Here is a 26205-nt window from a genome sequence, read left to right as displayed (position 1 = left end):
GTCCCGCACCACACGCGGGACCCGGGCGTCTGTTCAGCCCGCTCAGCGAGCGGGCTCCTGCATGGTGACGCAGTGGGCGCCGCCACCGCCGTTGCCGTACAGGTTGTCCAGGTTGAGCTGGACGACGGGCCGGCCGTAGGCCGCGGCGATGGCGTTCTTCGCCGCCGCGTCCTTCGCCGTGTCGCCGAACTGGGTGGTGATGATCGCGTTGTTCGTCACCGTCCAGTTCATGTACGAGCTGAGGAAGTCGGCCTGCTTGCCCGCGGAGATGCGGGGCAGGACGTCCGGGCCCTGGATGGTGAGGACCTGGAGGCGGCGGCCCTTGGCGTCGGTGGCGTTCACCAGGACGTCGCGGATGGCCTGGGCGTTGGCGGTCCAGACGTCCGGCCGTACGGCTCCGGCGAGCTGCACCATCACCACACCGGGCTTGATGTAGCGACAGGTGCCGTCGATGTGGCCGTCCGTCACGTCCTGCCCCTTCACACCGGGCAGCCAGATCATCTTCTGCGCGCCGAAGCGGGCGAGGAGTTCGGCCTCGATCTGGGCCTTGGTCCTGCCGGGGTTGCGGTTGCTGTTGACCCAGCAGCTCTCGGTGGCCATGAGGGTGCCGTCGCCGTCGTACTCGACGCCGCCGCCCTCGCCCACGACGGACGCCTTCGCGAAGGAGACGCCGTTGTGGGCGGCGAGGCGGCCGGCGACCAGGCGGTCCTTGTCGTACGCGGAGTACGGCAGGCCGTAGAAGGTCGTGGCGTTCTCGCCCCAGGCGTTGAAGTTCAGGCCGACGGCGTCGAGGCCGCCCGCGTCGTCGATGCGGAACAGCGGGCCGGTGTCCCGCATCCAGCAGTCGGAGACGGGTACGGAGCTGATCACGGTCACGGTGGAGCCGCACGCGGTACGGGCCTGCGAGGCGGCCGTGGAGCCGTCCGCGCACATGGTCACCGGCTCGTACTTGGCGATCTCCTTGGCGAGCTTCGCGATGTCGGCCTGGATCTTGGGGAGCAGGTTGCCCCAGATCGTGTAGCTGGACGGCCAGGCCATCCAGGTGCGGCGGTGGTACTCGTCCTCGCCGGGGACGCGCCAGGTCGCGGCCATGGCCGGCTGGATGCCGCCGATGACAGGCCCCGCCGCGAGGGCGGCGGCGACGGCTCCGGTGCGGGCGAGGAGGGACCTGCGGCTGATGCCGGGACGTTCGCCTTCGTGCTCGGTCTTCACGTGGTGCTCCTTCTGGCTCGAGGAAAGGTCCGGTACGTGCTGATCTCGTGACGTGCGGTCGGGGTCGTGCGCGCGGTGCGCTCAGTGGAGCTCGTCCAGCAGCCCCTCCTCCCGGACCAGCCGGCGTTCGGTGGCCAGATCGAGGTTCCGGGCGAAGACCCAGTAGAGGGCGCCCGCCACCGGCAGGCCGACGAAGATCGAGCAGTCGACGCCGCCGAGGATGTCGGCCACCGGCCCGACGTAGAGGCCGGTGATCACCATGAAGGGGGCCATGCAGGCGAGACCGATCGCGTACGCGAGGTTGCCGCGCCAGCCCCAGCGGCCGTAGATGCCGTCCGGGTTGAAGATCTCCCTGACGACGTACTGGCCGCGCCGGACGAAGAAGAAGTCGACCAGGTTGATGGCCGTCCACGGGATGAAGAGGTAGGTGAGGACCACGACGACGTTGGCGAAGAACCAGTTGAACTGGTCGATGCCGACGAGCGTGGAGACCGTGCCGACGGCCACGAGCATGATCCCGACCGTCACGACGCGGAGCCGCCGCGTCGGCCTGACCGGCTTGAAGGAGTCCAGGATCGAGATCATGGTGAGGCTGCCGCCGTACTGGTTGATCGCCATGATGGAGAGCAGACCGACGAGCAGGACGACGACCGCGATCGTGCCGAAGCCGTGGAACAGCCGGTCGGCGGCCAGCTTGAGGGCGGTGACGGGGTCGGCGCCCTCGGGAGCTCCGGCGGAGACGACGGCACCGAGGAGGAAGACCCAGATGCCGGAGACCGCGCTCGGCAGGTAGGTCCACCAGAAGGTGGCTCGGACGGGAACGTCGGGTCTCAGGTACCGCGAGTAGTCGGAGACGTACGGCGCCCAGCCCAGCTGGAAGCCGGCGACGAAGACGAACACGAGCATGAACGGGGCGAGCTCGAAGGGGCCGGCGTTCCAGACGCCGTCCGGGAGGCCTCCGCCGAAGAGGGCGGCGACGGTGATCGCGGCCGTGACGACGACGAACGGCCAGGTGAGCCAGCGGTTCAGCTGGTGGATCCACTCGTAGCCGAACAGGGCGATCACGGTCGCGACGGCCGCGGCGAGGACGTACCCGACCGTGTTGGGCATGCCGGTGAGGGTGTTCATCGCCTGGCCGGAGAGCAGGGCGTCCGAGGTGTTGAAGGCGACGTAGTTGACCAGGGCGAAGACCCAGACCGTCACCGCGGCGCCGAGGTATCCGAACTGCGGGCGGGACTGGACCAGTTGCGGAAGCCCGAGCTGGGGGCCCTGGGCCGAGTGGAACGCCATGAAGAAGGTCCCGAAGAGGGAGCCGAGGACGGTGGCGACCACCGTCCAGACGAGCGAGGCGCCCATGGAGAGCGTCACGACACCGGTCGCGAGACCGGTGAGGTTGAGGCTGCCGACGAACCAGATCGCCCCGACGTGCGAGGGCTTTCCGTGCCGTTCGGAGAGGGGCACCCAGTCGATCGAGTGCGTTTCGATGCCCGCGAGGGTCGCGGAATCGTGCGGCTGCGAGGCAGCAGGCCCCATGGGAGCTCCTGTTCAGGGGTGCGTTCGAGTGCGCTCACCCTAGATATTGACTTAAATTTCAGTCAATGATGCGGACAATATTGCCTGATGAGATTTTCAGCAGGATCTCGTCCAGCGCATGCGTGCCGACGTGCACGGCGCCGGGCCGGTCAGAGCGCGCGGCGGGCGGCGGCGATGGCCTCCGGGTCCCAGCCCGGGCGGGGCACCGACTCCAGCAGGAGCCGCGTGTACGGGTGGCGGGGTGCGGCGAGCACCTCGTCCGTGCGGCCCGCCTCGACGACCCTGCCCCTGCGCATGACGATGACGTCGTCGGTGACGCAGCGGACGACGCCGAGGTCGTGGGTGATGAACAGGTAGCCGATCCGGGTCTCCTCGCGGATGTCGGCGAGGAGGTTGAGGATCTGCGCCTGGACGGAGACGTCGAGGGCGGCGACCGCCTCGTCGAGGACGAGGACGGAGGGCTCCACGGCGAGAGCCCGGGCGATGGCGACACGCTGGCGCTGGCCGCCGGAGAGCTGCCGGGGCCGGGCGTCGGCGGCCCGGGTGCCCAGGCCGACCTGGTCGAGGAGTTCACGGGCGCGCCGGCCGTGGTCGGCGTCCGGGAAGTGCAGGCGCAGGGTCTCTCGCAGGACCTGTTCGACGCTGGTGCGGGGGTCGAGGGACAGGTAGGGGTCCTGGAAGACCATCTGGACCTCGCGGGCCCGGGCCAGGCGGGCGGCCTTGCCGCGCCCGTGCGCGTCGCGGGCCCGGCCCCGCACCCGCACCTCTCCCGCGTCGGCGCGCTCCAGGCCGACGACGATCCTGGCGGTGGTCGTCTTGCCCGAGCCGGACTCGCCGACGATGCCGAGGGAGCCGCCCTCGGGGAGGGTGAAGGAGACGTCGTCGACGGCGCGGACGTCGCCGTAGGCGCGGTGGAGGCCGGTGACCTCCAGGGCCGCGTTCTCCGGTACCGCGTCGGGGGACTCAGGCATCGGCGGGGCTCCCTTCGAGAGGGACGAGGCGGGCGCTGTGGTGGCAGGCGGCGCGGTGGTCGGCGCGGCCGGGGGCGGGGCGCGGGTCGGGGGCCTGCTGGTCGCAGAGCCCGGTGGCGAGGTGGCAGCGGGCGGCGAACGCGCAGCCCTTCAACTCCTGCCGGAGGTCCGGCGGTTGACCCTCGATGGCGTCGAGCCTGCCGCGGGGGGCTTCCAGACGGGGCGTGGAGGCGAGGAGCGCGGCCGTGTACGGGTGCCGGGGCCGGGCGAACAGCTCGTCGGCCGGGCCGCTTTCGGCGATCCTCCCGGCGTACATGACGTACACGCGGTCGCTGATGGCGGCGGCGAGGTCGAGGTCGTGGGTGACGAAGAGCAGGCCCGTGCCGAAGCGGGCGCGGAGCTCGGCGAGGAGGGCGATGACCTCCGCCTGGGTGGTGACGTCGAGGGCGGTGGTGGGCTCGTCGGCGAGGACGAGGGCCGGGTCGCCCATCAACGCGGCCGCGATCATGACGCGTTGGAGCATGCCGCCGGAGACCTGGCCGGGGTACCTGCGCAGCGCGGAGGCGTCGAGGCCGACGGCTTCGAGGAGTTCGACGGCGCGGGCGGCGGCGGCCTCCTTGGTCATGGCGCCGGTGAGGGTGACGCTCTCGACGAGGAAATCCCCGATGCGGCGCAGGGGGTTGAGGGCGGCGCGGGGGTCCTGGAAGACCATGGAGACGGTGCCGGTGCGCAGGGCGCGGAGCCGGTCGGCGTCCAGGGTGAGGACGTCCTCGCCGCTTACGCGTACGGCGCCCTCGACCTCGGCGCCGGGCGGCAGCAGGTGCAGCGCGCTGCGCGAGGTGAGGCTCTTGCCGGAGCCGGACTCGCCGACCAGGGCGACGGTCTCGCCCGCGGCGACCCGGAGGTCGACGCCGTCGAGGACCGGCCTGGCCGTCCCGGGCAGGGTGACGCGCAGGCCCCGGATCTCCAGGGCGGGCGGGGGCGGGATCGGGGTCATCGGTCTCTCCTGGCGACGCGGTCGGCCCAGCGCTCTCCGACCACGTTGAAGGCGACGACGGTGAGCACGATGAACAGGCAGGGCAGGATCGCGGACAGCGGGTAGCCCTGCTGGACGGCGGTCTGGCCGTCGAAGACCATGCGGCCCCAGTCGGGTGTGAGGGCGGGGACGCCGAGTCCGAGGAAGGACAGGCCGGCGAGGTCCATGAGGGCGTAGCCGAAGTTGATGGTGGACTGGGCGAGGACGACGGGCGCGATGTTGGGCAGGACGTGGCGCAGGCAGATCTGGAGCGCCGAGTGGCCCTGGACCCGGTAGGCGCTGACGTACGGCCGCTCGCGTTCGGCGAGGACGAGGGAGCGGGTGAGCCTGCTGACGTACGGCAGGTAGGCGACGGACAGCGCGATCACGGGGGCGAGGAGCCCCTCCCCGTACACCGAGATGATCAGGATCGCGAGCAGCATGCCCGGGAACGCGAAGACGAGTTCGGTGCTGCGGGAGAGGAGTGCGTCGATCCGGCCGCCGCGCCAGCCGGCGGTCATGCCGACGGCGACTCCGGCAAGGGTGGAGAAGACGACGACACCGAGGGGACCGAGGAGGGAGGTGCGGGCGCCGAGGAGGAGCCGCGAGAGGGTGTCGCGGCCGGCGGCGTCGACACCGAGCGGGTGCTGGGAGGTGGGTCCGGCGAGCGCGTTCCCGAGGTCGACCTCGTTGGGGTCGTACGGCACGAGCCAGGGCGCGAGGAGCGCGGCGGCGGTGACGAGGGCGACGACGCCGAGGCAGACCAGGTAGAGCGGGGAGCGGGCGGTGCGGAGTTTCGCGAGGCCGGGCCGACGGGTGAGGGCGAGGGAGGCGCTGCCCGCCTCGGAGGTGCCGGGCGCGGTCGGGGTGGTGGTCATGCGGAGGTGCTCCTCGCTCCGAGGGTGATCCGCGGGTCGACGAGCGGGAGGAGCAGGTCGACGACCAGGTTCACGGTCATGAAGAGAGCGACGATGATCAGGGAGATCGCCTGGACGGTGGGGAAGTCCTTGGTCGTGGTGGACAGTTCGAGGAGCTGTCCGACGCCGCCGATGCTGAAGGCGGTCTCCACGAGGATCGTGCAGACGAGGAGGGTGGAGACGATCAGGCCGCCGGTGGTGAGGACGGTGCCGAGGGAGTTGCGGAAGACGTGGCGGCGGATGACCTGGCGCTCGGGGACGCCCCGGCTGCGGGCGACGGTGACGTGCTCGCTGTCGAGGGCGTCGAGCATGGCGGACCGGGTGACCCGGGCCAGCATGCCGATGAGGTAGAGCGCGAGGGCGACGGCCGGGAGGGTGAGGTGCCAGACCGTGTCGACGAAGCCCTCGCCGGATCCGCTGCTGGGGAACCAGCCGAGGCGTACGGCGAAGAGCCCCTGGAGCAGCACGGCCGCGACGAACGACGGGGTGCCCACGGCGACGGTGGTGCCGACGAGGACGGCGGAGTCGGTGCGCCCGCCGCGTACCGCCGAGATCCGTCCCAGGAGCAGGCCGACGACGGCGACCACGAGCAGCGCCATGAGGACGAGCAGGAGGGTGGTCGGCAGCCGGTCGGCGAGGAGGCGCGAGACGTCGGTGCGGTACGTGATGGACCGGCCGAAGTCCCCCTGGAGGATGCCGCCCAGCCAGTGGAGGTAGCGGACGAGGAACGGGTCGTCCAGGTGGTACTGGGCGTTGATCGCGGCGAGCGCCTCGGGCGAGGCGGAGCGGCCGGAGAGCAGGAAGCTCGCGGGGCTGCCCGGCGCCAGGTACATGGCGCCGTAGACCACGAACGACGCGGCGAGCAGGGTGGCGGCCATCTCCGCCACCCGTCGTGCGGCGAATCTGAGGAAGCTCACTGTGCCGCTCCCGCGCCGGACGCGCCGACGTCGGCGGCCCACGGGTAGTACATGTACGCGATGGTGGTGGGGGCGCCGGTGATCCGCTTGTTGAGGAAGACGGCGGTGGGCCACTCGGCGACCGGGATCCACAGGAGCTGGTCGACGGCGCGCTTCTGGAGGTCGGCCTCGATCTTCGCGCGGGCCTCGGGGTCGTAGACGCCGACGGCCCTGTCGACGAGCTTGTCGTAGGCGGGGTCGCTGTAGCCGGCGAAGTTCATGTAGGCGCCGGTCTTGAAGTTGACGAGCAGGTCCAGCGGGTCGGTGATCGAGTCGTAGTAGGTGAGCGGGAACATGTCGATGCCCTCGCGCGCCGCGGGGTCGGTGAAGAGCGCCGTGAAGGCGTTCGGGGCGATCGTCTTGAGGTTGATCTTCAGGCCGATCCTGGTGCCGGCGGCCTGGACGGCGGTGGCGAGCAGGGAGACGTCCTGGCCGATGGAACTGGTCGCGACGGTCAGGGACTTTCCGGTGGCACCGGCCTCCTGGACGAGCTTCCTGGCCTGCTCGATGTCCTGAGTGGCGGGCGGGAGGACGTCGAAGGCGGCCTTGCGGGTGGCCTCGGAGGCGTGGGCCCAGGCGGCGCGGGTGGTGAGCGAGGTGGTGACGGTTCCGGCGCCCCCGAGTCCGGCCTTGACGAAGCCGGTGCGGTCGAGGGCGAGGGAGAGGGCCTTGCGGACGCGGACGTCGCCGAGCGGGCCCTTCATGTTCGTGATGTTGACGTTGACGGTGCTGAGGCCCTCGCCGAAGTAGAGGGTGCCGGCGCCGCTGTCGCGCAGTCGGCCGTAGCTCTCGGTGGGGATCAGGTACCCGCCGTCGATCTCGCCGCTGAGCATGGCGTTCGTCCGGCCGGAGGGGTCGGTGAGGACGCGGAGGACGGCCTTCTCCGCCTTGGCCTTCGTGCCCCAGTAGCCGTCGAAGCGGGTCAGCTCGATCGACTGGCCCTTGTTCCAGGTGCCGAGCTCGAACGGGCCCGTGCAGGCGAGGCCGCCGCTGGTGCCGTAGTCCTTGCCGGCAGCCTCGACGCCCGCCTTGGAGGCGACGACGCCGGCGGCGGTGGCCATGTACTGGGGGAACTGCGAGTCGGGCTTCCTGAGCCTGACGGTGACCTGGAGCGGTCCGGTCTTCTTGACCGAGGCGACGTTCTGGAAGTTCTGCGCCCAGGCGGCGGCGTTGTCCGGGTCGGTCTGGCGGCCGAGGCTGTAGACGACGTCGTCGGCGGTCATCGTCCCGCCGCCGTGGAAGCGGACGCCCTCGCGGAGGTCGTAGACCCAGGTGAGCGGGTCGGGGTTGGACGCCTTCCGGGCGAGGCCGGGTTCGAGGGTGAGCCGCGGCGTCCACCGCATGAGGCTCTCGCAGACGTTGGAGAGGACGGTGTTCTGCGGGTAGTCGAAGGCGAGGGTGTAGTCGAGGGTGGGCGGCTCGGCGTAGAGGGCCCAGGTGAAGGAGTCGATCTCGCCGCGGGCCTTCGGCGTCGTGGCGGAGAGCTTCGCCTCGGGGTTCGTGCCGGTGCCGGTGCCGCCGCTCTTCGGCGGGCCCGCGCAGGCCGCGAGGGCGGCGAGGGCGGTCAGGGCGGCCGTCGTCGCGGCGATCCGGGCGCGTGCGGCGCGCCTGCTGCGGGGGCGTCTGGCGCCGGGGGGCGGGGGCGTGGTCATCGTCGCGCTCGCTTTCCGTGGGAGGGGTCGGGGCGGGTCGATCGAGGGGGCAGGACATCCGTCGGGACGGACCCGGTGGGGACGGACCCGGTGGGGACGGACCCGGTCGGGACGGACCTGGTGGGGACGGACCCGGTCGGGACGTACGGGGTGGGGACGTACGGGGTGAGACGTACGGGGTGGGGGGTCGCCGGCCCCGGGAGGGGGCTGGTTCGGGGAGGGATCCGGGGTCGACGGCCGCCCGGGTCAGGCGGTGGCGGGGACCCCGGGGATCTGCTGCGTGATGCAGTGGACCCCGCCACCGCCGTACGCGATGGCGTGCGCCCGTACGCCGACGACCTCGCGGCCCGGGTACGCGGCGGCGATCACCGCGAGGGCCTCCTCGTCCTGCGGCACGCCGGCCACCGGGACGACGACGCCGCCGTTGGCCACGTAGTAGTTGAGGTACGAGACCTCGACCTCGGTGCCGGCCACCTCGGCGAAGGCGGTCTGCGGGACGTCGACGATCTCGAACGACCGGCCCCGCGCGTCGGTCGAGGCCTCCAGGACCGCCCGGTTGGCGCGCATGCGGGCGTAGTCGGGGTGTGCGGGGTCGTCGGGCAGGGAGACGACGACCTTGCCGGGCGCGGCGAAGGCGCAGACGCCGTCGACGTGGCCGTCGGTCTCCGTGTCGAGCAGACCTCCGTACGGAAGCCAGACAACCTTCTCGACGCCCAGGCGGGATCTCAGCTCGGTCTCGATCGCGTCCCGGTCCATCCCCGGGTTCCTGTTGGGGTGGAGGAGGCACTGCTCGGTCGTGATCAGGGTGCCCTCGCCGTCGACGGTGACGGCGCCGCCTTCGAGGATCATGTCGGAGGCGATCCGGTCGATGTCGAGGTGCTCCAGGATCAGGGCGCTGACGTGGTCGTCGGAGTCGTACGGGTGGTGCTTGCGGCCCCAGGCGTTGAAGCGGAAGTCCACGCCGGCGCGGTTCCCCGCGGCGTCGAGCACGAAGAGCGGGGCGGAGTCGCGGAACCAGGAGTCGTCCTGGGCCAGCTCGACGACGGTGACGCCGTCGCCGCAGTGCTTCCGGGCGTCGTCGCCGTGGCCGGGCGGGGCGACCATGGTCACGGGCTCGAACGCGGCGACGGCGCGGGCGACGTTCGCGTACTCCTCCTTGACGTCGTCCAGCACGCCGGCCCACAGGTCCTCCCTGACGGGCCAGGCCATGAGGGTCCCCTCGTGCGCGGACCACTCGGCGGGCATACGGAATGCAGTCATCTCGGGTCTCTCTTCGTTTCGCCAGAAGTACCCGTCGGCGTGGCCGGCTCTGCCTGGCGTGATGCGCGGGACGGGTACGCGGTGTGAACAGCATCCTCCTCCCGACTGAAAATTCAGTCAAGAGGCAGGACGTGCCGGGATCTCAGGCGCTGGGCCGATTCGAGCCGCACACCGACTGAAACATCAGTTGGGAGTGGTGGCGTCACCGCAGCGCGAAGGAACACGGGGTCGGGCCGACCGAAAGCGCGGGTCGAGGTGCCGCGCCGGGGCCGCCGACGGCGGCGGGGGTCCCCCGATCGCCGCGAGGGACCCCGGCGGGGGCGCGGGTCCCCCGGCGGCGGCGGAAGGGGGAAGGCCGCTACTGCTTGGCGAGGCGGTTACTGCTTGGCGAGGCGGTCGAGTTCCGCCTCGATCGCCTCGCTCATCAGGGTCCTGGCGTGGGAGATCTGGAGCGTGCCGCTGAGCCAGCGCATGCTGAGGCCCTCCAGGAGGGCGGTGAGGCGCTCGGCGGCGGCGGCGAGGCCGACGGCCGGGGCCATCGGCCTGACCTGGCCGAGGAGGGCGGCGACCTCCTGGACCCAGGTGAGCGTGGCGCGGGCGAGGTCCTCGCGGAGGACCTCGTCGAAGACGGCGCTGGCCCGGAGCTCTCCCCACGCGCTGCTGTTCTCGCGGACCTCGGTGGTGTCCTGGAGTTCGAGCAGGAGCGTCTGGTCGAGCTCCTCGCGCGGGCTGAGCGGCTCGGCGCCGGGAACGCGCTCGGTCGTGTAGCGGTCGGCGCGGTCGCTGATGAACTCCAGGGTCTTTCGGAGGATGCCCGTCCGGTCCTTGAAGTGGTAGTAGATCAGCGCGGTGGACACGCCCGCCTCCGCGGCCAGCTCCTCCACGCGCAGGCCGCGGACCCCGCGCCGGGCGATCACCCGGGCGGCGGCTTCGAGGATCTGAGTGCTGCGAGACGCCATGGTCCGCACCCTACCGGGCCTCCCGCGCGGGTGGCGCGCCTCCCCCCGCCATCAAGGACCGCGTGACTCCGGGACCCCGGGGACTCCGGGGACTCCGGGGACTCCGGGGCTCCGAGGACTCCGGGGACTCCTGGGTGTACGGAAGGGCCCGGCTCGCGCCGCGGGGGATCGGACGCGGGCCGGGCCCGGGGGGACGTGCCGGCCTCCGCCTGGGGTGCGGCGGCCGGCACGTCGGTTCGGCGGCGGTCCGTCAGACCGCGGGCGGGACGACCGGCTGCGACTGGGTGCCGCAGTGGATGCCGCCACCGCCGCTCGCGATGTTGTCGATGTTCAGCTGGACCACGGTCCGGCCGGGGTACGCGGCCCGCAGGATGTTGTACGCGGTGTCGTCGGCGTACGAGTCGCCGAAGTGCGGCACGAGCACGGCGTCGTTGGCCGTGTAGTAGTTGGTGTAGCTGGAGAGGAAGGCGGTGCCGGTGCCGCGGATGTAGCGGCGGTCCGGGCCGGGCAGCTCGGTGATCGCCAGGCGTCGGCCCTTCGCGTCGGTCGCGCCCTGCAGGATCCTCTTCGTCTCCTCGTACACGGCCACCCACTTGGGGTCGGTGCGGGGACCGGGCTGGTCCAGGATGACGCGACCGGGGCCGACGAAGCGCGCGAGACAGTCGATGTGGCAGTCGGTGATGTCCTGGCCGGCGAGGCCCGGCACCCAGATCACCTTGTCGGCGCCGAGCGCCGACCTCATCGCCTGCTCGACCTGGGCCTGGCTCATGCCCGGGTTGCGGTTGGCGTTGACGAGCGAGCTGACCGTCGCCAGGACGGTGCCCTCTCCGTCGGTCTCCAGGGAGCCGCCCTCGCCGACGAACCCGGCCCGCACGCGCGGGAGGCCCCATTCGGCGAGGAGGGTCGCGGCCGCGGCGGCGTCGTTGGCGTAGGGCTGGGCGTACGGGGTGCCGGTCTTGCCCCAGCCGTTGAAGTTGGTGTCGACACCGGCGACGGCCCCGGGGGCGACCACGAAGGTCGGGCCGAAGTCCCGTATCCACAGGTCGTCGACGGGGATCTCGACGACCTCGATGCCGAAGTACGCGCCCGGCCCGCACTCGTAGCGGGCGTCGGCGGCCTGGGTCGGCCGGGCGAGGACGGTGACGGGCTCGTAGCGGGAGAGCGCGTGGGCGACCCGCGCGATGTCGCGGCGGACGCCGGTCAGCTGCGTGGACCAGATCGACGACAGGGCGGGCCAGGCCATGAAGGTGCGCACGTGGCGGTCGTGCTCGGCGGGCATCCGCAGGGTCGCGCCGGAGGGGCTGGTGGCGGCACGGGCCACCGTGGGGAGCGCCGCGCCGAGGGCCGCGAGCGGGAGCGCCGCGGCCCCGACCTGGAGCAGTCGGCGCCGGGACGTCATGGGCGTGTCCATGGAACTCTCCTGAGGGGGGGAGGGGGAGGCGGGAAGTCCTCCGCTGTGCCGCATGCTGTCGCAGACTGAAAATTCAGTCAATGCTGCGGCATGGTCTACGCGGGTGGCGTGGCGAGGTGTGGAGGAAGCTCCTAGGGGGTGTCTCGGGCCGGACACCGCGAGCCCGGCCCGACCGGCGTGTCACCCGCTGGGAGCCGTCACGGGGTCGCGGCGCGGTAGTGGGTGAAGACCGCCGTCACGGCGCCGCCGTCGGGCCGCGCCTCGACGAGGTGGACGACGACGAGCTCCTTGCCGTCGGCGCTGCGGAGGCAGAACGGGCGCTCGTCGGCGACGTCCGCGAAGGCGACGGAGGTGACCGGCTCGGTCTCGACGCCCTTGACGCAGTCGGCGGGGCCGAGCTCGTACCCGGTGGCGACGAAGGCGTCGCTGTCCTCCGGCAGCACGAACTCGGCGCGGTCGCGGGCCAGGTACCAGGTCGCCGTGTCCGCCGGGACGACCTTCCCGGTCCCGAGGTCGAACTCGTACGTGCTGTCGGGGGCGGTCAGCTCGACCTCAGCCCGGCCGGGGACGTACGTCACCGGGGCCTCGGCGGCGGACTCCCCCGACGGGGAGGCGACGTAGTGCACCGCTCCCCCGGTCAGGGCCAGGGCGGAGACGGCCAGGACGACGGTCAGGGCCCTCCGGCGCCCGCGCCTGCGCGCTCTTCGCGCCGGCACGGCCCGGGCCGACCCCGGTGCCGGGACCGGAACCGGACTCGGAACCGGGGTCGGCGCCAACGTGGGTGTCGGCGTGGGGCCGGGGACCGGGGCCGGCGTCGCCGCCGTCGGCTGCGCGTGGACCGGGACCGGCGGTGCGGCCCTGCCCGCGACCTCGCTGCTGACCGGCGACGGGAGCCACCCCTCGCCGAACTCCGGGCGCGGCCCCACCAGCGGGTGCCGGTGCACGGCGGCGATCAGCTCGTCCGTGGTCGGGCGGTCCTCCGGCCGCTTGGCCAGGCACCAGACCACCAGGTCGCGCAGCTCGTACGGGATGCCCGCGAGGTCCGGCTGCTCGTGGACGACCCGGTAGAGCGCCGCCGACTCCGGGCCCGCGCCGAAGGGGGCCTGCCCGCTCGACACGTACGCGACGAGGGCGCCGAGCGCGAAGACGTCGGTCGCCTCCGACACCCGTCGGCCGAGGGCCTGCTCGGGCGCCATGAAGGCGGCGGTGCCGACCCGGAGGCCGGTGCCGGTCAGCGCTCCGGCGTCGGCGGCGCGCGCGATGCCGAAGTCGATGACCCGGGGGCCGTCCTCCGCGATGAGGACGTTGGCCGGCTTGAGGTCGCGGTGGACGACCCCGGCCCGGTGGATGGCCTGGAGGGCCTCGGCGATCCCGGCGACGAGGAGCAGGACGGTGCGGACGGGGAGCGGGCCGTGCCGCTGGACGACCTGCTGGAGCGAGGGCCCGGGGACGTACGCGGTGGCGAGCCACGGGGTCGGGGCGTCCACGCCCGAGGCGACGACCTGCGCGGTGAAGAGGCCGTGGATCCGCTCGGCGCTCGCGACCTCCTGCGCGAAGCGCATCCGGAACTCGGGGTCGCCGGCGAGTTCGTCCCGCACCGCCTTCAGCGCGATCGGCCGCCCGCCGGGCGTGTGGGCCAGGTACACCACCCCCATCCCGCCCGCGCCGAGGCGGGCCTGGAGGCGGTAGCCGCCGATCTCGCGGGGGTCGTCGGCCGTCAGCGCCGTGTGCGCGGGCTGGGTTCCGGGGAGCTGAGCGGACATGCGGGGGCTCTTTCGACGAGGAGACCGGCCGGAAAGCATCGGCCGCATCGTGTATCTAACTAAAGATTCAGTCAATATGCGACACTGCCGATAGAGACCACCAGGAGGGGATCACGTGGGGACGGACCGCAGAACGGCCATCTTGGAAGGCGCCGCCCGGGTCATCGCCCGGCGCGGGGTGCGCGGACTGCGCATGGAGGAACTGGCGGCCGAGGCCGGGGTGTCCACCGCCCTGATCTACTACCACTTCAAGGACCGGGCCGGCACCCTGCGGCACACCCTGGAGTTCATCAGCGACCGCGCCGACCGGTACACGGCGGGCGAGGAGGAGGGCGCGGAGGGGGACGCCCGGCAGGATCTGGAGCAGACCCTGCTCCTGGAGTTCCAGGACGCCCCCGAGGTCCGCGAGAACAGCACCGCCTGGGGGGAGCTGCGCGCGAGCGCGATCTTCGAGCCCGGGCTCCGCGCCGACCTGGCCCGCGCCACGCTCGCCTGGATCCACGACGTCGCCGACCTCCTCGGCCGGATCGAGCCCACGATCCCCGCGCCCGAGCTCACGGCCTCCGCCGAGCGGCTCACCGGCCTGCTCGAAGGGCTCAGCACGCGCTGGCTGAGCGGGGCGCTGCCGCTCGCCCACGCGCGCGAGCTGGTGAGCGAGGCCGTCGCCCTGGAGATCGACCGCCTCACCCGGTGACCAAAGTTGACTGAATTTTCAGTCAGTGCCAGAGTGTGGACACGAAAGGCCGTATCCGCCCTGACGGTGCCCGGGTTTCCCGGGCCGGTGCGTGCACGCTGTTACCGGGCCACGCGCTCCCCACGACCCCGCGGTCCCGCAGGCTCACGATCGGAGACCCCCCATGCTCGACTTCCCGCCCTCCCGCCGCACGGCGCTGCGCGCCCTCGCCGGCTTCGGGGCCTTCGCCCTCGGCGCCGCGGCCTGCGGTCCCGGCGACCCGGACGCCTCGGCCGCCGGCACCGGCGCCGGCACGACCCCGACCCCGACCCGCCCGTCCTCCTCCCCCGGGACGGACCGCCGCTTCGGCGCCGAGTGGGAGAGCCACGCCCGTACGTTCATGTCGTGGCCCGCGCTCGAGTCCGTCTGGGAGGACGACCTCCCGTACGTGCGCCAGGACATCGCGCGGGTCGCGCGGGCCGTCGCCGGGTACGAGTACGTCGTCATGATGGCCAGGCCCGACCAGCTCCGCGCCGCCCAGAAGGCCTGCGGGAACGACGTCGAGGTCATCCCTCTCGCCGTCGACGACCTGTGGGCCCGGGACACCGTCCCGGTCTTCGTCGAGCAGGGCGGCAGGGTCGAGGGCGTCGACTTCCACTTCAACGGCTGGGGCGGCAAGCAGGTCCACACGAACGACGCCACCGTCGGCGAGCGGCTCCTCAAGCGCTACCGCGTCCCCCGGATCGACGCGCCCCTCGTCGCCGAGGGCGGTTCCTTCGAGACCGACGGCGAGGGCACGCTCCTCGTCACCGAGAGCTCGCTCGTCAACGACAACCGCAACCCCGGCAAGAGCCGCGACCGGATCGAGGCCGAGCTCAAGGAGACGCTGGGCGTCAAGAAGGTCATCTGGTTCAAGGGCGTGCGGGGCGAGGACATCACGGACGCCCACATCGACAGCCTCGTGCGGTTCACCGCCCCCGGCGTCGTCCTCCTCGACCGCGCCTTCCCCGGTACGCCCGCCGACTCCTGGTCGCGCTCCTCCGACCAGGCCGCGGACGTCCTGGCCGAGGCGACCGACGCCCGCGGCCGGTCCTTCGAGGTCATCGACCTGCCGCAGCCCGACCCCGACCGGATCACCGGCTACAGCGACGACTTCCTGTCGACGTACGCCAACTTCTACATCGGCAACGACGCCGTCTACATGCCGAAGTTCGGCGACCGGAAGGCCGACGACCGGGCGCGGGGGATCCTCCAGGAGCACTTCCCGAAGCGGGACGTCGTGCAGATCTCCATCGACACGATCGCCACCGGTGGCGGCGGCATCCACTGCGCCACCCACGACGAGCCCGGCAGGCCGGTCGACTGACCGCCGCGCCCACCCGCACCCCACCGAACAACCCGAGGAGTCCCGTGTCCACCAGCCGACGCCAGAAGTCGACCCGCGCCCGGCGCTTCCCCGCCGTGCTCGCGGGCTGCGCGATCATGGCGGCCGTCGTCCTGGGCGCCTGGCTCCAGTACGGCGAGCGCCAGGCCCTCGACACGGTGTACGAGGCCGGGGGCACCGCTCCCGACCGGGTGGACGTCGCCGCCACGGTCCAGCGCGTCGACGCCGCCGCCCGGGAGCTGCTCCTGCGCGTCCAGGTCACCCCGCGCGGCGAGCTGGCCGAGGCGGGGGGCCTCTCCCCCACCGAGGACCTGACGCTCCAGACCTCGGCCTCGATCAAGGGCGACCTGTCCTTCCCCGCGCACAGCCGGATCTCCAGCCGGGACCTGCCCGTCACGCTGACGGGCGGCTCGATCACGGACTACCCCTTCGACGCCTACGACGCGGCGATCGAGTTCAGCGCGACCCAGGGCGGCCGGGAGGTCCCGGTCCGCATGACGCTGAAGAACAACGACGCGCTCTTCGCCGCCTCCGTGGACGCCACGGCCGACGAGGGGACCGCCGTCTTCGACGTCGGCCTCGGCCGGTCCAACAGCGTGCTCGTCTTCGCCGTCTTCATGATGCTGGCGATGTGGGCGCTCGCGATCGCGGTGCTCACCGGCGCCTGGTTCCTGGTCACCCGCCGCAAGGGCCTGACCTGGCCCGCACTCGGCTGGATGGCCGCCACGCTCTTCGCCCTCGCGGCCTTCCGCAACACCGCCCCCGGCCAGCCGCCGATCGGCAGCCTGCTGGACTGGATCGCGTTCCTCTGGGCGGAGACGGTCGTCGCGTTCTGCCTGGTCACGGTGGTCGTCACCGGCTTCCGCGCCGAGCGCGCGGAAGCGGCCGACCCCGTCTAGACACCCCCTAGGGGCTGGTCGTCGAGACCGCGTAGACCTTCGGGAAAGCCGGGTCCGTCATGTCGACAGCGATGTCGGTGGTCGGGCGCGGCTTCTCGCGGTTGACGGTGACTCCCTGCCAGACCGCGCCCTCGGCGAACTTCCAGCCGGTGATCTCGACGGCCTTCTCCCCGATGGGGTTGAGGCCGGGCGTCAGCGCCGAGCGCGAGGTGCCGGCCTCGCCGAGGAAGACGTCGAGGCCGACGGCGTCCGTCGTGAACTCGGCGTAGAAGCGGCTGGTCTTCCAGTTGCTCGTCTCGTAGTACTTGACCGCCCAGGCGTCCCACGGGACCGGGACCTCGAAGATCCGGCGCTTCATGGAGGACGGCCGGTTGGTCTGGAGCCCGGAGGCCGAGGCCTCCAGCTCCTTGACCCGCCCGCTGTCGCGGCTCTGGCCCGCGGAGATGACGAGGTAGCCGGCGGGGATGCCGACGAGGAGGACGATCGTGACGGCCGTCAGCCAGCGGCGTCGGATCATGTGCCGCCGGTCCTCCGGCATCTTCTCGGGTCGTCGTCGGGGCTGGGGGGACGGGTGCTGCGTGGTCATGAAGAAGGTTCCTCGGGGGTACGGGGGGCCTTGCCCTGGGTCCCGCTGCGCAGGGCCTGGGCGTACCGCTCGTACCGTTCGTACCGCTCCACCCGGCGCCGGTTGGCGCGGCGGAAGCGGCGGGCGACGAGCCGGGCGAGGTCGGCGGCGCCGACCATCCCGGCCTCGGGACCGAGCTGGGCCCGGGTGATACGGGCCTCGGGACGGTAGCCGCGGCCGGTGAGGTGGCGGCGGAAGGCGTCCCGCGCGGGCCCGATGAGCAGGTCGTCGGCGGCGGAGACGCCTCCGCCGATGACGAAGCAGGAGGGGTCGAGGGCGGCGGCGAGGTTGGCGATGCCGACGCCGAGCCACTGGCCGATGTCCTGGAGGAGCTCGACGCACATGGCGTCGCCCTCCCGGGCCAGCTCGGTGATGAGCGGTCCGGTGATGTCGGGGACGTGCCCCTTGACCCGCTCGATGATCTCGTACGCCACCGGGGAGTCGGCGGCGGCCAGCTCGCGGGCCTCGCGGACCAGCGCGTTGCCGGAGCTGTACTGCTCCCAGCAGCCGCGGTTGCCGCAGGGGCAGCGGTGCCCGCCGGGGACGACCTGCATGTGGCCGAACTCGCCGGCGACGCCGAACTTGCCCCGCTTGACCTGGCCGTCCTCCAGGATCGCGCCGCCGATCCCCGTACCGAGCGTGATCATGACGAGGTGGTCCTCGCCGCGTCCCGCGCCGAACCGCCACTCGGCCCAGGCTGCCGTGTTGGCGTCGTTGTCGACCATGACGGGGACGGCCAGGCGTCCCTGGAGGGAGTCCCGGAGGGGCTCGTTGCGCCAGGCGAGGTGCGGGGCGAAGAGGACCCTGGCCCGGTCGGCGTCGACCCAGCCGGCCGCGCCGATGCCCACCGCGTGCACGTCGTGCCGGTCGGAGAGGTCGAGGACCAGCTCGACGATGGTGTCCTCGACGACCTTGGGGCTCTTGGACTTGTCGGGGGTCTCGGTGCGGATCTTCTCCAGGATGTTGCCGTCCGCGTCGACGACCCCGGCCATCACCTTCGTACCGCCGATGTCGATGCCGACGGTCGGTACGCGGGGCGCCGTCAGGTGGGAGCGGCGCTCCCGGGTCCCGACGGTGCGCAGCACGGTGCCGCGGGCGGAGCCGCCGGGGGTGCCCCCTGCTCGCAGAGCTTGGGGGAGCGTGCGGTCACGGTAGGTACTCATCGGCTCCGATTCTGCCAGGTGGGGGGTGCGGGGGCCGTGCTGTCGCCGGGAGCCGGGCTACGTCGCGGCGGGCCGTTCCAGCTCGTGGCGGAGGTCCTCCAGCTCGCTGCCGCCGGCCATCTGGCGGGTCAACTCGTCGAGCGTGACGGAGTCCTTGGTGTGGCTGCCGGCCATGACGCCCCGCTTGAGGAGGACGAAGCGGTCGCCGACGAGGTAGGCGTGGTGGGGGTTGTGCGTGATGAGGACCACGCCGAGGCCCTGGTCACGCGCGGCGGCGACGTACTTGAGGACGACGCCGGACTGCTTGACGCCGAGGGCGGCGGTCGGCTCGTCGAGGACGAGGACCTTGGCACCGAAGTGGACGGCGCGGGCGATGGCCACGCACTGCCGTTCGCCGCCGGAGAGGGTGCCGATGGGCTGGTCGACGTCGCGCAGGTCGATGCCCATGCGGAGCAGGGCCTCGCGGGTGGTGGTGCGCATGAGGTCGACGTCGAGCCGCTTGAAGGGTCCCGCGCCCTTGGTGGGCTCGGAGCCGAGGAAGAAGTTCCGCCAGACCGGCATGAGGGGGACGACGGCGAGGTCCTGGTAGACGGTGGCGATGCCCCGGTCGAGGGCGTCGCGCGGGTTGGCGAGGGTGACCTCCTCGCCCTCGATGCGGAAGGTGCCGGCGTCGTGCCGGTGGAGCCCGGCGACGATCTTGATGAGGGTGGACTTGCCGGCGCCGTTGTCGCCGAGGACGCAGGTGATCTCGCCGGAGCGGACCTCCAGGGAGACGCCTTCGAGGGCGCGGATGTTGCCGTAGTACTTGCTGACGCCGACGAGCTCCACGAGGGGCGCTGCGGTCTCGGCCACGGGTCGCGTCGTCACTTGGTGGCCTCCACTCGCTTGCGGATCCAGGCGTTCAGGAGCGTCGCGAGAAGCAGCATCGCCCCGAGGAAGAACTTGAACCAGTCCGGGTTCCACTCGGCGTACACGATGCCCTTGCTCGTCATGCCGAAGATGAGGGCGCCGACGGCCGAGCCGATGGCGGAGCCGTACCCGCCGGTGATCAGGCAGCCGCCGATGACGGCCGCGATGATGTAGATCAGCTCGTTGCCGACGCCTTCGCCCGACTGGACGACGTCGAAGGAGAAGAGCAGGTGCTGTCCGGCGATCCAGGCGCAGAACGCGACGGCCATGTACAGGCCGATCTTGGTCCGGTAGACCGGGACGCCGACCGCGCGGGCCGCGTCGGCGCCGCCGCCGACGGCGAAGATCCAGTTGCCGAAGCGGGTGCGCAGGAGGATCCAGGTGGCGAGGGCGACGAGGCCGAGCCACCACAGGATGGTGACCTTGAGCTCGACGCCGCCGACGGTGAGCTGGGAGGCGAAGACCTTGCGGGCGGAGGGGAAGCCCTCCATGTCGGCGATGGACTTCGTGGAGACGGTGCCGCTGATCAGCTTGGTGAGGCCGAGGTTCAGGCCGGTCAGCATGAGGAAGGTGCCGAGCGTGATGATGAAGCTGGGCAGCTTGGTGCGGGTCAGCATGAAGCCGTTGAAGACGCCGATGGCGAGGGTGACGAGCAGCGAGACGCCGACGCCGACCCAGACGTTCGCCGTCATCTGGTAGCTGAACATCGAGGAGACCAGCGCCGAGCTGGTGACGAGGACGCCCGCGGAGAGGTCGAACTCGCCGCCGATCATCAGGAGCGCGACCGGGACGGCCATGATGCCGATCGTCGAGGCCGCGTAGAGGACCGTGCCGAGGCTCGCCGGGCGCAGGAAGCTGTCGGCGGCGACCGCGAAGAAGACGAAGACGGCGATCGCGCCGACCACCGAGCCGAGCTCGGGGCGGGCGAGGAGCTTCTTCAGCGGGGTCGTCCGCAGGAGCCGTTCGTCGACGTGGTCGACGCCGTCCGAGGGTGCGGGCGGCGGCGCCGTGGAGCTGCTCATCGGGTACCCCGCTCGGTGTACTGCTCCAGTTCGGCCGCCTGGTCCTTGGTGATGATCTGGGGGCCGGTCAGGACGGGCTTGCCGCCGCCGAGGACGTCGGCGTTGTAGCGGTAGAGCCAGAGCAGGTCGACGGCCTCGTACCCCTGGAGGTACGGCTGCTGGTCGACGGCGAAGCCGAGGGTCCCGGCCTGGAGGGCGGCGGCGACCTTGGCGTTGAGGTCGAAGGTGTCGACCTCGGCCTTGCTGCCCGCGCTCTTCGCGGCCTGGACGGCGGCGTCGGCGAAGGGGGCGCCGAGGGTGACGACGGCGTCCACGGCCTTGTCGGACTGGAGCTTCGCCTCGATGGACGCCTTGACGTCGGGCATGTTGGTGCCGTCGACGTACAGGTTCACGAGCTCGCCGTCGAAGGTCTTCTTCGCCCCGGCGCAGCGCTGCTCGTGGCCGATGTTGCCCTGCTCGTGCAGGACGCAGAGGGCCTTCTTCCTGCCGCGCCCGTTCAGCTCGTCGCCGACGGCCTCGCCGGCGACGGCCTCGTCCTGGCCGATGTGGGTGAGGGCGCCGAAGGCCTTGGACTGCTCGGCGCCCGAGTTCACCGTGATCACCGGGATGCCGGCCTTGACCGCCTTCTCGACGGAGGCCTTCATCGCGTCGGGCTTGGCGAGCGTGACGACGAGGCCGTCGACGCCCTTGGCCACGTACGAGTCGATGAGCTGGGCCTGCTGCTGGGCCTCGTCGCTGTGCGCGTAGAGGAAGTTGATGTTGTCCTTGACGGCGGCCTGCTTGGCGCCGTTCTGGACGATGTCCCAGAAGGTGTCGCCGTCACCGGAGTGGGTGACCATGGCGAAGGTCCAGCGGGGGGTGTCGACGGCCGCCCTTCCCTGGGCGGCGGCGGCCTTGCGGGCGTCCTCCGCCCGCTTGCCACCGGTGCTGCTGCACCCGGCGAGCGCTCCCGTGAGCGCGAGCGCGAGCACGGTGCCGACGACGGCCCGCACCCCTCCTGAACGAAGCCTGGTCACGAGGCCGTGCCCTCCTTTGTCTCCTTCTGCGTGCATTGCAGTATCGGTCATGGGGGTCTCCGTGTTCGTCAGGGGGCTGCCCACGGTGTCCGGGTCGGCGGTGCCCACGGGGCGCGGGTGGCGTCCTGAACCGTCCTTGACAGGGGCATCGGGCCGCTTCACGGTGGGGCCATGCGCATCGGACTGATCGGTACGGGACGGATCGGGAGTTTCCACGCGGGGGTCCTGGCCCGCCATCCGGAGGTCGCGTCGCTCGTCGTGGCGGACGCGGACGCGGCGCGGGCGGCCGGGGTCGCGGGGGCGCTGGGGGCGGAGGCCGCACCCGACGTGGCGGCGCTCCTGGACCACGCGCTGGACGCCGTGGTGATCGCCTCGGCGACGGCCGCGCACGCGGAGCTGATCGCCCGGTCGGCGCGGGCGGGCCTCCCGGTCTTCTGCGAGAAGCCGATCGCCCTGGACGTGCCGGGGACGCTGGCGGCGCTCGACGCGGTGGCGGAGGCGGGGACCGAGCTCCAGCTCGGGTTCATGCGCCGCTTCGACGCGGGGTACGCGGCCGCGCGGGAGGCCGTCCGCTCGGGCCGGCTCGGACGGCTGCACACCGTACGGGCGGCGACGTCCGATCCGGAGCCGCCGCCCGCCGCGTACCTGCCGCTGTCCGGCGGGCTCTTCCGGGACTGCCTGGTGCACGACTTCGACATCGTGCGCTGGGTGACGGGCCGGGAGGTCGTCGAGGTGTACGCGACGGGGTCGGACGCGGGCCCGGCGATGTTCCGCGCGGCGGGCGACGTGGACACGGCGGCGGCGCTGCTCACCCTGGACGACGGGACGCTCGTGACCGTGACGGGGACGCGGTGCAACGGCGCCGGGTACGACGTGCGGATGGAGCTGGCCGGGGAGCTCGACCAGATCGCCGTGGGCCTCGACGACCGTACGCCGCTGGCCTCGGTGGAGCCGATGGGACCGCCCGCCCCGGGCAAGCCGTGGGCCGGCTTCCTGGAGCGGTTCGCCCCGGCGTACGAGGCGGAGCTCGACGCCTTCGTCCGGCTCGTACGGGACGGGGCGCCGAACCCGTGCGACGGGCGGGAGGCCCTGGCGGCGCTGCGGGTCGCGGAGGCCTGCGAGCGGTCGCGGCGGGAACGGGTTCCGGTGCGTCTCGACATCACGGGTGGCCCTGCCGGGGGTGCCGGGACCGGCTCAGCCGGCTGACAGCACCGTGCCCTGGGCGACCGCGCACAGCGTCTCGGCGCCCTCCTCGTCGACGGTCGACAGGTCGCAGCGCACCACCGCCTGCCGCCGCCCGGCGTGGACCACCTCCGCCCGGGCGCGCAGCACGCCGCTCGCCGCGGGCCGGACGTACTGGATGGAGAAGCCGGCCGTCAGCACCGCCGGGCCGAGCTCGGTGCCCGCGGCGAAGGTGATCACATTGTCCGCCGCGTACGACAGCACGCCGCCGTGCAGGAAGCCGTTCTGCTGTCTCAGCTCGTCGCGGGGCTCCACTTCCAGGACCGCCCGGCCGGCGCCGAACTCGGTGAGGCGGGCGCCGACGAGCCGGCTGAACGGCTGGGCGTCGAGGACCTTCCGGGCCAGATCGAGGTCGAGATCGGGGTCGGGTGCGGAGTCGGGTGCGGCGGCACGGTCGGGGGTACGGTCGGGGGTCTGATCGCTCACGGTTCACCACCGGACGGGGAGATGACGGGTCCCGCGCATGAGCATGCCGGGCAGCCAGTCCAACGAACCGGAATCCGGATCGAGTTCCAGGCCCGGGAAGCGGTCGAGGAGCGTCCGGAGCCCGATCCTCGCCTCCAGGCGGGCGAGCGGGGCACCGAGGCAGTAGTGCAGGCCGTGGCCGAAGGCGAGGTGGCCCCGGGTGTCGCGGCGGACGTCGAAGCGGTCGGGGTCGGGGAATCGGTCCGGGTCGCGGTCGCCCGCACCCAGTCCGACCAGGACGTTCTGCCGGGCCGGAATCACGGTGCCGCCGATGACGACGGGCTCGGTGGTGAAGCGGATGGTGGCCGTCTCCACCGGCCCGTCGTACCGCAGGGTCTCCTCGATCGCCCCGTCGAGGAGGGCGGGGTCGGCGCGGAGGGCGGCGAGCTGGTCGGGGTGGGCGAGCAGGTTGCGGACGGTGTTGGAGATCAGGTTGACGGTGGTCTCGTGCCCGGCGACGAGCAACAGGTAGGCCATGGCGCGCAGCTCGGGCCCGGAGAGCCGGTCGCCGTCCTCGGCGCGGGCGGCGAGGAGTCCGGAGAGGAGGTCGTCGGAGGGTCCGGCGGCCCGCTTGTCCTCGATGAGCGCGTCCAGGTAGGCGGCGAAGCCTTCGAGCGCGCCGACGAGTCCGCGCTCGTCGGTGGGGGCGACGAGCTGGCTCGACCAGGCGCGGAAGGAGTCGCGGTCCTCGACGGGGACGCCGAGGAGTTCGCAGATGACGGTGATCGGGAGCGGGAAGGCGAAGGCGTCGACGAGGTCGGCGCGGCGGGCCGGTTCCGTGGCGGCTCCCTCGACGCCTTCCATCGCGTCGGCGAGTTCGTGGGTGAGGCGCTCGACGCGCGGGCGGAGGCTCTCGACGCGGCGGCCGGTGAAGACGCCGGTGACGAGGCGGCGCAGCCGCGTGTGGTCCGGGGCGTCCGCCGACAGGAGGTGGACGCCGATGAGCTCCTCCTCCGGCGGCCGTACGCCGACCACGGACGGCGACTTGGCGAGCCGGGGGTCGGCGAGCGCGGCGCGCCCCTCCTCGTGGCCGACGACCAGCCAGAACTGGAAGCCGTCCGGCATGCGGACCTCGTGGACGGGTCCCCGGGCGCGCAACCTGGCGTAGTGGGGGTACGGGTTCACGGTGAAGTCCGCGCCGTACTCACCCAGTTCGATGACGGACATCCCGGCAGACTATCCGACTACTCCGCCGTGTCCAGGAGGCCCGCGTCGTGGACGAGGAGCGCGATCTGGACCCGGTTGTTGAGGCCGAGTTTGGCGAGAACGCGCGAGACGTGGGTCTTGACCGTGGGGACGCCCATGTAGAGCTCGGCGGCGATCTCGGCGTTGGAGCGGCCCCTGCCGACGGCGACGGCCACCTCCCTCTCGCGTGCGGCGAGTTCGGCGAGGCGCGCGGCGGCCGTGGTGCGGCGGGCCTCCTCGCCCCGGCCCCGTCCGTCCTCCTCCCCCGCGACGTGGGTCATCAGCTGGCGGGTGACGGCCGGGGAGAGCACCGGGTCCCCGGCGGCGATCCGGCGGACCGCGGCGAGGATCCCGGCGGGCTTGGTGTCCTTGAGGAGGAAGCCGGCGGCGCCCGCCCGCAGGGCCCTGAGCACCTGCTCGTCGGCGTGGAAGGTGGTGAGGACGACGACCTCGGGGGCGTCGGGGAGCGCGCGGAGCCGTTCCGTGGCGGTGAGTCCGTCGACGCCGGGCATGCGGATGTCCATGAGGACGACGTCCGGCGCGAGCCGGCCGACGAGGTCGGGGACCTCGCGGCCGTCGGCGGCCTCGCCGACGATCTCCAGGTCCTCGGCGCCGCCGAGCATGAGGATGAGGCCCGCGCGGACCAGGGGGTCGTCGTCGACGAGGAGCAGCCGGATGGTCATGAGGGCCACGGTAGCCAGGCGCGTACGACGAAGCCCCCGTCGGGGGCGGGACCGTGGTCGAGGCGGCCGCCCGCGAGGGTGGCGCGTTCGGTGAGGCCGATGAGGCCCTGGCCGGAGCCGGGGACGTGCGGGACGGGGCCGGTGGGGGCCGGGTTGCGCACGGTGACGGTGAGGCCCTCGCCGGGGCTGCCCTCCACGGTGAGGGTGACCCGGGTGCCGGGGGCGTGCTTGCGGGCGTTGGTCAGGGCCTCCTGGGCGATGCGGTAGGCGGTGCGGCCGGTGGAGGCGGGGACCGCGGGCGCGCCCTCGGGTGTCCCGACGTCGAGCAGCAGGTCGACGTCCGCGCCCGCCTCGCGGGACTCGGCGACGAGCGCGTCGAGGGTGTCCAGGGTGGGCTGGGGCCGCTCACCGTCGCCGTGGCCGCCGTTCGCGCCGTTCTCGCCCGGGTCCCTCAGGACGCCGATGATCTCGCGCAGGTCCTGGAGGGCCTCGTGGGCGCTGTCGCGGATGACACCGGCCGCGCGGGCGATCTGCTCGGGCGGGGCGTCGGGCCGGAACTCCAGGGCGCCCGCGTGGACGCTGAGCAGGGTCAGCCGGTGGGCGAGGACGTCGTGCATCTCGCGGGCGATGGCCTCGCGGGCGAGCCGCTGGGCCTGGGAGGCGCGCAGTTCGGCCTCGGCCTCGGCGCGGACGGCGCGCTCCCGCAGGGCCGCGTAGAGCTGGCGCCGGGAGCGCACGAGCATGCCCCAGGCGGTGACGAGGAGGATGAGGACGAAGCCGAGGGCGATGGCGACGGCGACGTTGAGGGTGGGGTCGGGGCGGACGAAGACCTGCACGGTGGAGGCCGCGGCGGCGAGCGCTCCGAGCCAGGCGACCTCGTGGAAGGGACGGCGGACGGCGACGCTGAAGAGGCTCGCGAGGACGGCACCGCCGGCGACCGGGGCGACGACGCTGAGCAGCGAGAGGCCGACGGACAGGCCGACGGGCCAGCGGCGGCGGAGCCACAGGGCGCAGCAGGCGGCGGCGCCGGCGAGCTGGTCGAAGAGGATGGCGGGCTCGCTGGAGTAGTCGGCGGCGGAGTCGGCCGCGACGAGCCCCACGAGGGCCGCGAGGAGGAAGAGCGTGGTGTCGACGATCCAGTCGCGGACGGTACGGCGTGGCCGGGTGTCGCCGCTCTCGCCCGGTTCGACCAGGTGGGAGGGGAGGAACCGGCTCTGTCGCTCCGTACGGGTCATGTCGGCAATGTACGCAGGCGGGGGCCACGAACGGAGGAACGGCGGGCCGGGCGGT

The 26205-nt window shown here is 72.7% G+C and carries 24 protein-coding genes; 4 read left to right on the top strand and 20 right to left on the bottom strand.

Going from position 1 to position 26205, the window contains the following annotated elements; all coding sequences use genetic code 11:
- Positions 1-42: 42 nt before the first annotated feature.
- The 11 genes from AB0G79_RS18870 to AB0G79_RS18820 all read right to left on the bottom strand — a co-directional run bounded on the left by AB0G79_RS18870 (position 43) and on the right by AB0G79_RS18820 (position 13649).
- Positions 43-1212: an agmatine deiminase family protein gene (locus AB0G79_RS18870; RefSeq protein WP_360807730.1), complete on the bottom strand. Its 1170-nt coding sequence runs from the start codon at positions 1210-1212 to the stop codon at positions 43-45.
- A gap of 81 nt (positions 1213-1293) precedes the next feature.
- Positions 1294-2745, bottom strand: coding sequence for a cytosine permease (locus tag AB0G79_RS18865; RefSeq protein ID WP_360807728.1), 1452 nt, complete (start codon positions 2743-2745; stop codon positions 1294-1296).
- Positions 2746-2894: 149 nt separating this feature from the next.
- Entirely contained in the window at positions 2895-3716 is an 822-nt protein-coding gene (locus tag AB0G79_RS18860; RefSeq protein WP_360807726.1) for an ABC transporter ATP-binding protein, read from the bottom strand.
- Entirely contained in the window at positions 3709-4713 is a 1005-nt protein-coding gene (locus AB0G79_RS18855; protein ID WP_360807724.1) for an ABC transporter ATP-binding protein, read from the bottom strand. The genes AB0G79_RS18860 and AB0G79_RS18855 overlap by 8 nt, the downstream gene beginning before the upstream one ends.
- A complete protein-coding gene (locus tag AB0G79_RS18850) occupies positions 4710-5609 on the bottom strand; it encodes an ABC transporter permease (RefSeq protein WP_360807722.1) in 900 nt (299 codons plus the stop codon). The genes AB0G79_RS18855 and AB0G79_RS18850 overlap by 4 nt, the downstream gene beginning before the upstream one ends.
- Positions 5606-6565, bottom strand: coding sequence for an ABC transporter permease (locus AB0G79_RS18845; protein ID WP_360807720.1), 960 nt, complete (start codon positions 6563-6565; stop codon positions 5606-5608). Before AB0G79_RS18845 ends, AB0G79_RS18850 begins: the two co-directional genes overlap by 4 nt.
- A complete protein-coding gene (locus AB0G79_RS18840) occupies positions 6562-8256 on the bottom strand; it encodes an ABC transporter substrate-binding protein (RefSeq protein ID WP_360807718.1) in 1695 nt (564 codons plus the stop codon). The genes AB0G79_RS18845 and AB0G79_RS18840 overlap by 4 nt, the downstream gene beginning before the upstream one ends.
- Positions 8257-8502: 246 nt before the next feature.
- Complete coding sequence (locus AB0G79_RS18835) at positions 8503-9516, bottom strand: agmatine deiminase family protein (protein ID WP_360807716.1); 1014 nt, start codon at positions 9514-9516, stop codon at positions 8503-8505.
- Between the two features lie 377 nt (positions 9517-9893).
- On the bottom strand, positions 9894-10475 hold the full coding sequence (locus AB0G79_RS18830) for a helix-turn-helix domain-containing protein (RefSeq protein WP_360807714.1): 582 nt from the start codon (positions 10473-10475) through the stop codon (positions 9894-9896).
- A gap of 250 nt (positions 10476-10725) precedes the next feature.
- Complete coding sequence (locus tag AB0G79_RS18825; protein ID WP_360807712.1) at positions 10726-11886, bottom strand: agmatine deiminase family protein; 1161 nt, start codon at positions 11884-11886, stop codon at positions 10726-10728.
- Between the two features lie 197 nt (positions 11887-12083).
- Positions 12084-13649 carry a serine/threonine-protein kinase gene (locus AB0G79_RS18820; protein WP_360807710.1) on the bottom strand — a complete coding sequence of 522 codons (1566 nt, stop codon included), beginning with the start codon at positions 13647-13649 and terminating at the stop codon, positions 12084-12086.
- Between the two features lie 142 nt (positions 13650-13791).
- On the opposite strand from AB0G79_RS18820, the gene AB0G79_RS18815 reads away from it, so the two are divergent.
- The 3 genes from AB0G79_RS18815 to AB0G79_RS18805 all read left to right on the top strand — a co-directional run bounded on the left by AB0G79_RS18815 (position 13792) and on the right by AB0G79_RS18805 (position 16605).
- The gene (locus tag AB0G79_RS18815) at positions 13792-14343 is read left to right on the top strand and encodes a TetR/AcrR family transcriptional regulator (RefSeq protein ID WP_360807708.1); all 552 of its coding nucleotides are present in this window, start codon (positions 13792-13794) and stop codon (positions 14341-14343) included.
- A 163-nt stretch (positions 14344-14506) separates the two neighbouring features.
- Complete coding sequence (locus tag AB0G79_RS18810; RefSeq protein ID WP_360807706.1) at positions 14507-15688, top strand: agmatine deiminase family protein; 1182 nt, start codon at positions 14507-14509, stop codon at positions 15686-15688.
- 44 nt (positions 15689-15732) lie between these two features.
- On the top strand, positions 15733-16605 hold the full coding sequence (locus tag AB0G79_RS18805; protein ID WP_360807704.1) for a DUF4436 family protein: 873 nt from the start codon (positions 15733-15735) through the stop codon (positions 16603-16605).
- 7 nt (positions 16606-16612) lie between these two features.
- On the opposite strand, the gene AB0G79_RS18800 is transcribed toward AB0G79_RS18805, so the two are convergent.
- The 5 genes from AB0G79_RS18800 to AB0G79_RS18780 are packed head-to-tail and all read right to left on the bottom strand — an operon-like array spanning position 16613 to position 21340.
- Entirely contained in the window at positions 16613-17191 is a 579-nt protein-coding gene (locus AB0G79_RS18800) for a hypothetical protein (protein WP_360807702.1), read from the bottom strand.
- Entirely contained in the window at positions 17188-18393 is a 1206-nt protein-coding gene (locus tag AB0G79_RS18795) for an ROK family glucokinase (protein ID WP_360807700.1), read from the bottom strand. The genes AB0G79_RS18800 and AB0G79_RS18795 overlap by 4 nt, the downstream gene beginning before the upstream one ends.
- A 57-nt stretch (positions 18394-18450) precedes the next feature.
- On the bottom strand, positions 18451-19260 hold the full coding sequence (locus AB0G79_RS18790; RefSeq protein WP_360807698.1) for an ATP-binding cassette domain-containing protein: 810 nt from the start codon (positions 19258-19260) through the stop codon (positions 18451-18453).
- Positions 19257-20324, bottom strand: coding sequence for an ABC transporter permease (locus tag AB0G79_RS18785; RefSeq protein ID WP_360807696.1), 1068 nt, complete (start codon positions 20322-20324; stop codon positions 19257-19259). The genes AB0G79_RS18790 and AB0G79_RS18785 overlap by 4 nt, the downstream gene beginning before the upstream one ends.
- Positions 20321-21340: a sugar ABC transporter substrate-binding protein gene (locus tag AB0G79_RS18780; RefSeq protein ID WP_360807695.1), complete on the bottom strand. Its 1020-nt coding sequence runs from the start codon at positions 21338-21340 to the stop codon at positions 20321-20323. Before AB0G79_RS18780 ends, AB0G79_RS18785 begins: the two co-directional genes overlap by 4 nt.
- A gap of 171 nt (positions 21341-21511) precedes the next feature.
- On the opposite strand from AB0G79_RS18780, the gene AB0G79_RS18775 reads away from it, so the two are divergent.
- Positions 21512-22546: a Gfo/Idh/MocA family oxidoreductase gene (locus AB0G79_RS18775; RefSeq protein WP_360807693.1), complete on the top strand. Its 1035-nt coding sequence runs from the start codon at positions 21512-21514 to the stop codon at positions 22544-22546.
- Here AB0G79_RS18775 and AB0G79_RS18770 read toward each other — a convergent pair.
- From AB0G79_RS18770 to AB0G79_RS18755, 4 genes are all read right to left on the bottom strand, one after another.
- Positions 22535-22927, bottom strand: a complete 393-nt coding sequence (locus AB0G79_RS18770; RefSeq protein ID WP_360807789.1) for a PaaI family thioesterase — start codon at positions 22925-22927, stop codon at positions 22535-22537. The two genes, AB0G79_RS18775 and AB0G79_RS18770, sit on opposite strands and share 12 nt — an antisense overlap.
- Before the next feature lie 84 nt (positions 22928-23011).
- Positions 23012-24214: a cytochrome P450 gene (locus tag AB0G79_RS18765; RefSeq protein WP_360807691.1), complete on the bottom strand. Its 1203-nt coding sequence runs from the start codon at positions 24212-24214 to the stop codon at positions 23012-23014.
- 17 nt (positions 24215-24231) lie between these two features.
- Complete coding sequence (locus AB0G79_RS18760) at positions 24232-24915, bottom strand: response regulator transcription factor (protein ID WP_360807689.1); 684 nt, start codon at positions 24913-24915, stop codon at positions 24232-24234.
- Entirely contained in the window at positions 24912-26150 is a 1239-nt protein-coding gene (locus tag AB0G79_RS18755) for a histidine kinase (RefSeq protein ID WP_360807687.1), read from the bottom strand. The genes AB0G79_RS18760 and AB0G79_RS18755 overlap by 4 nt, the downstream gene beginning before the upstream one ends.
- Positions 26151-26205: the final 55 nt, after the last annotated feature.

It is taken from the genome of Streptomyces sp. NPDC020807 (genome assembly GCF_040641575.1).
In the GTDB taxonomy this organism is placed as follows: Bacteria; Actinomycetota; Actinomycetes; order Streptomycetales; family Streptomycetaceae; genus Streptomyces.
The sequence above is the reverse complement of the archived record's forward strand: the minus strand, read 5'-3'. Positions and strand labels throughout refer to the sequence as shown.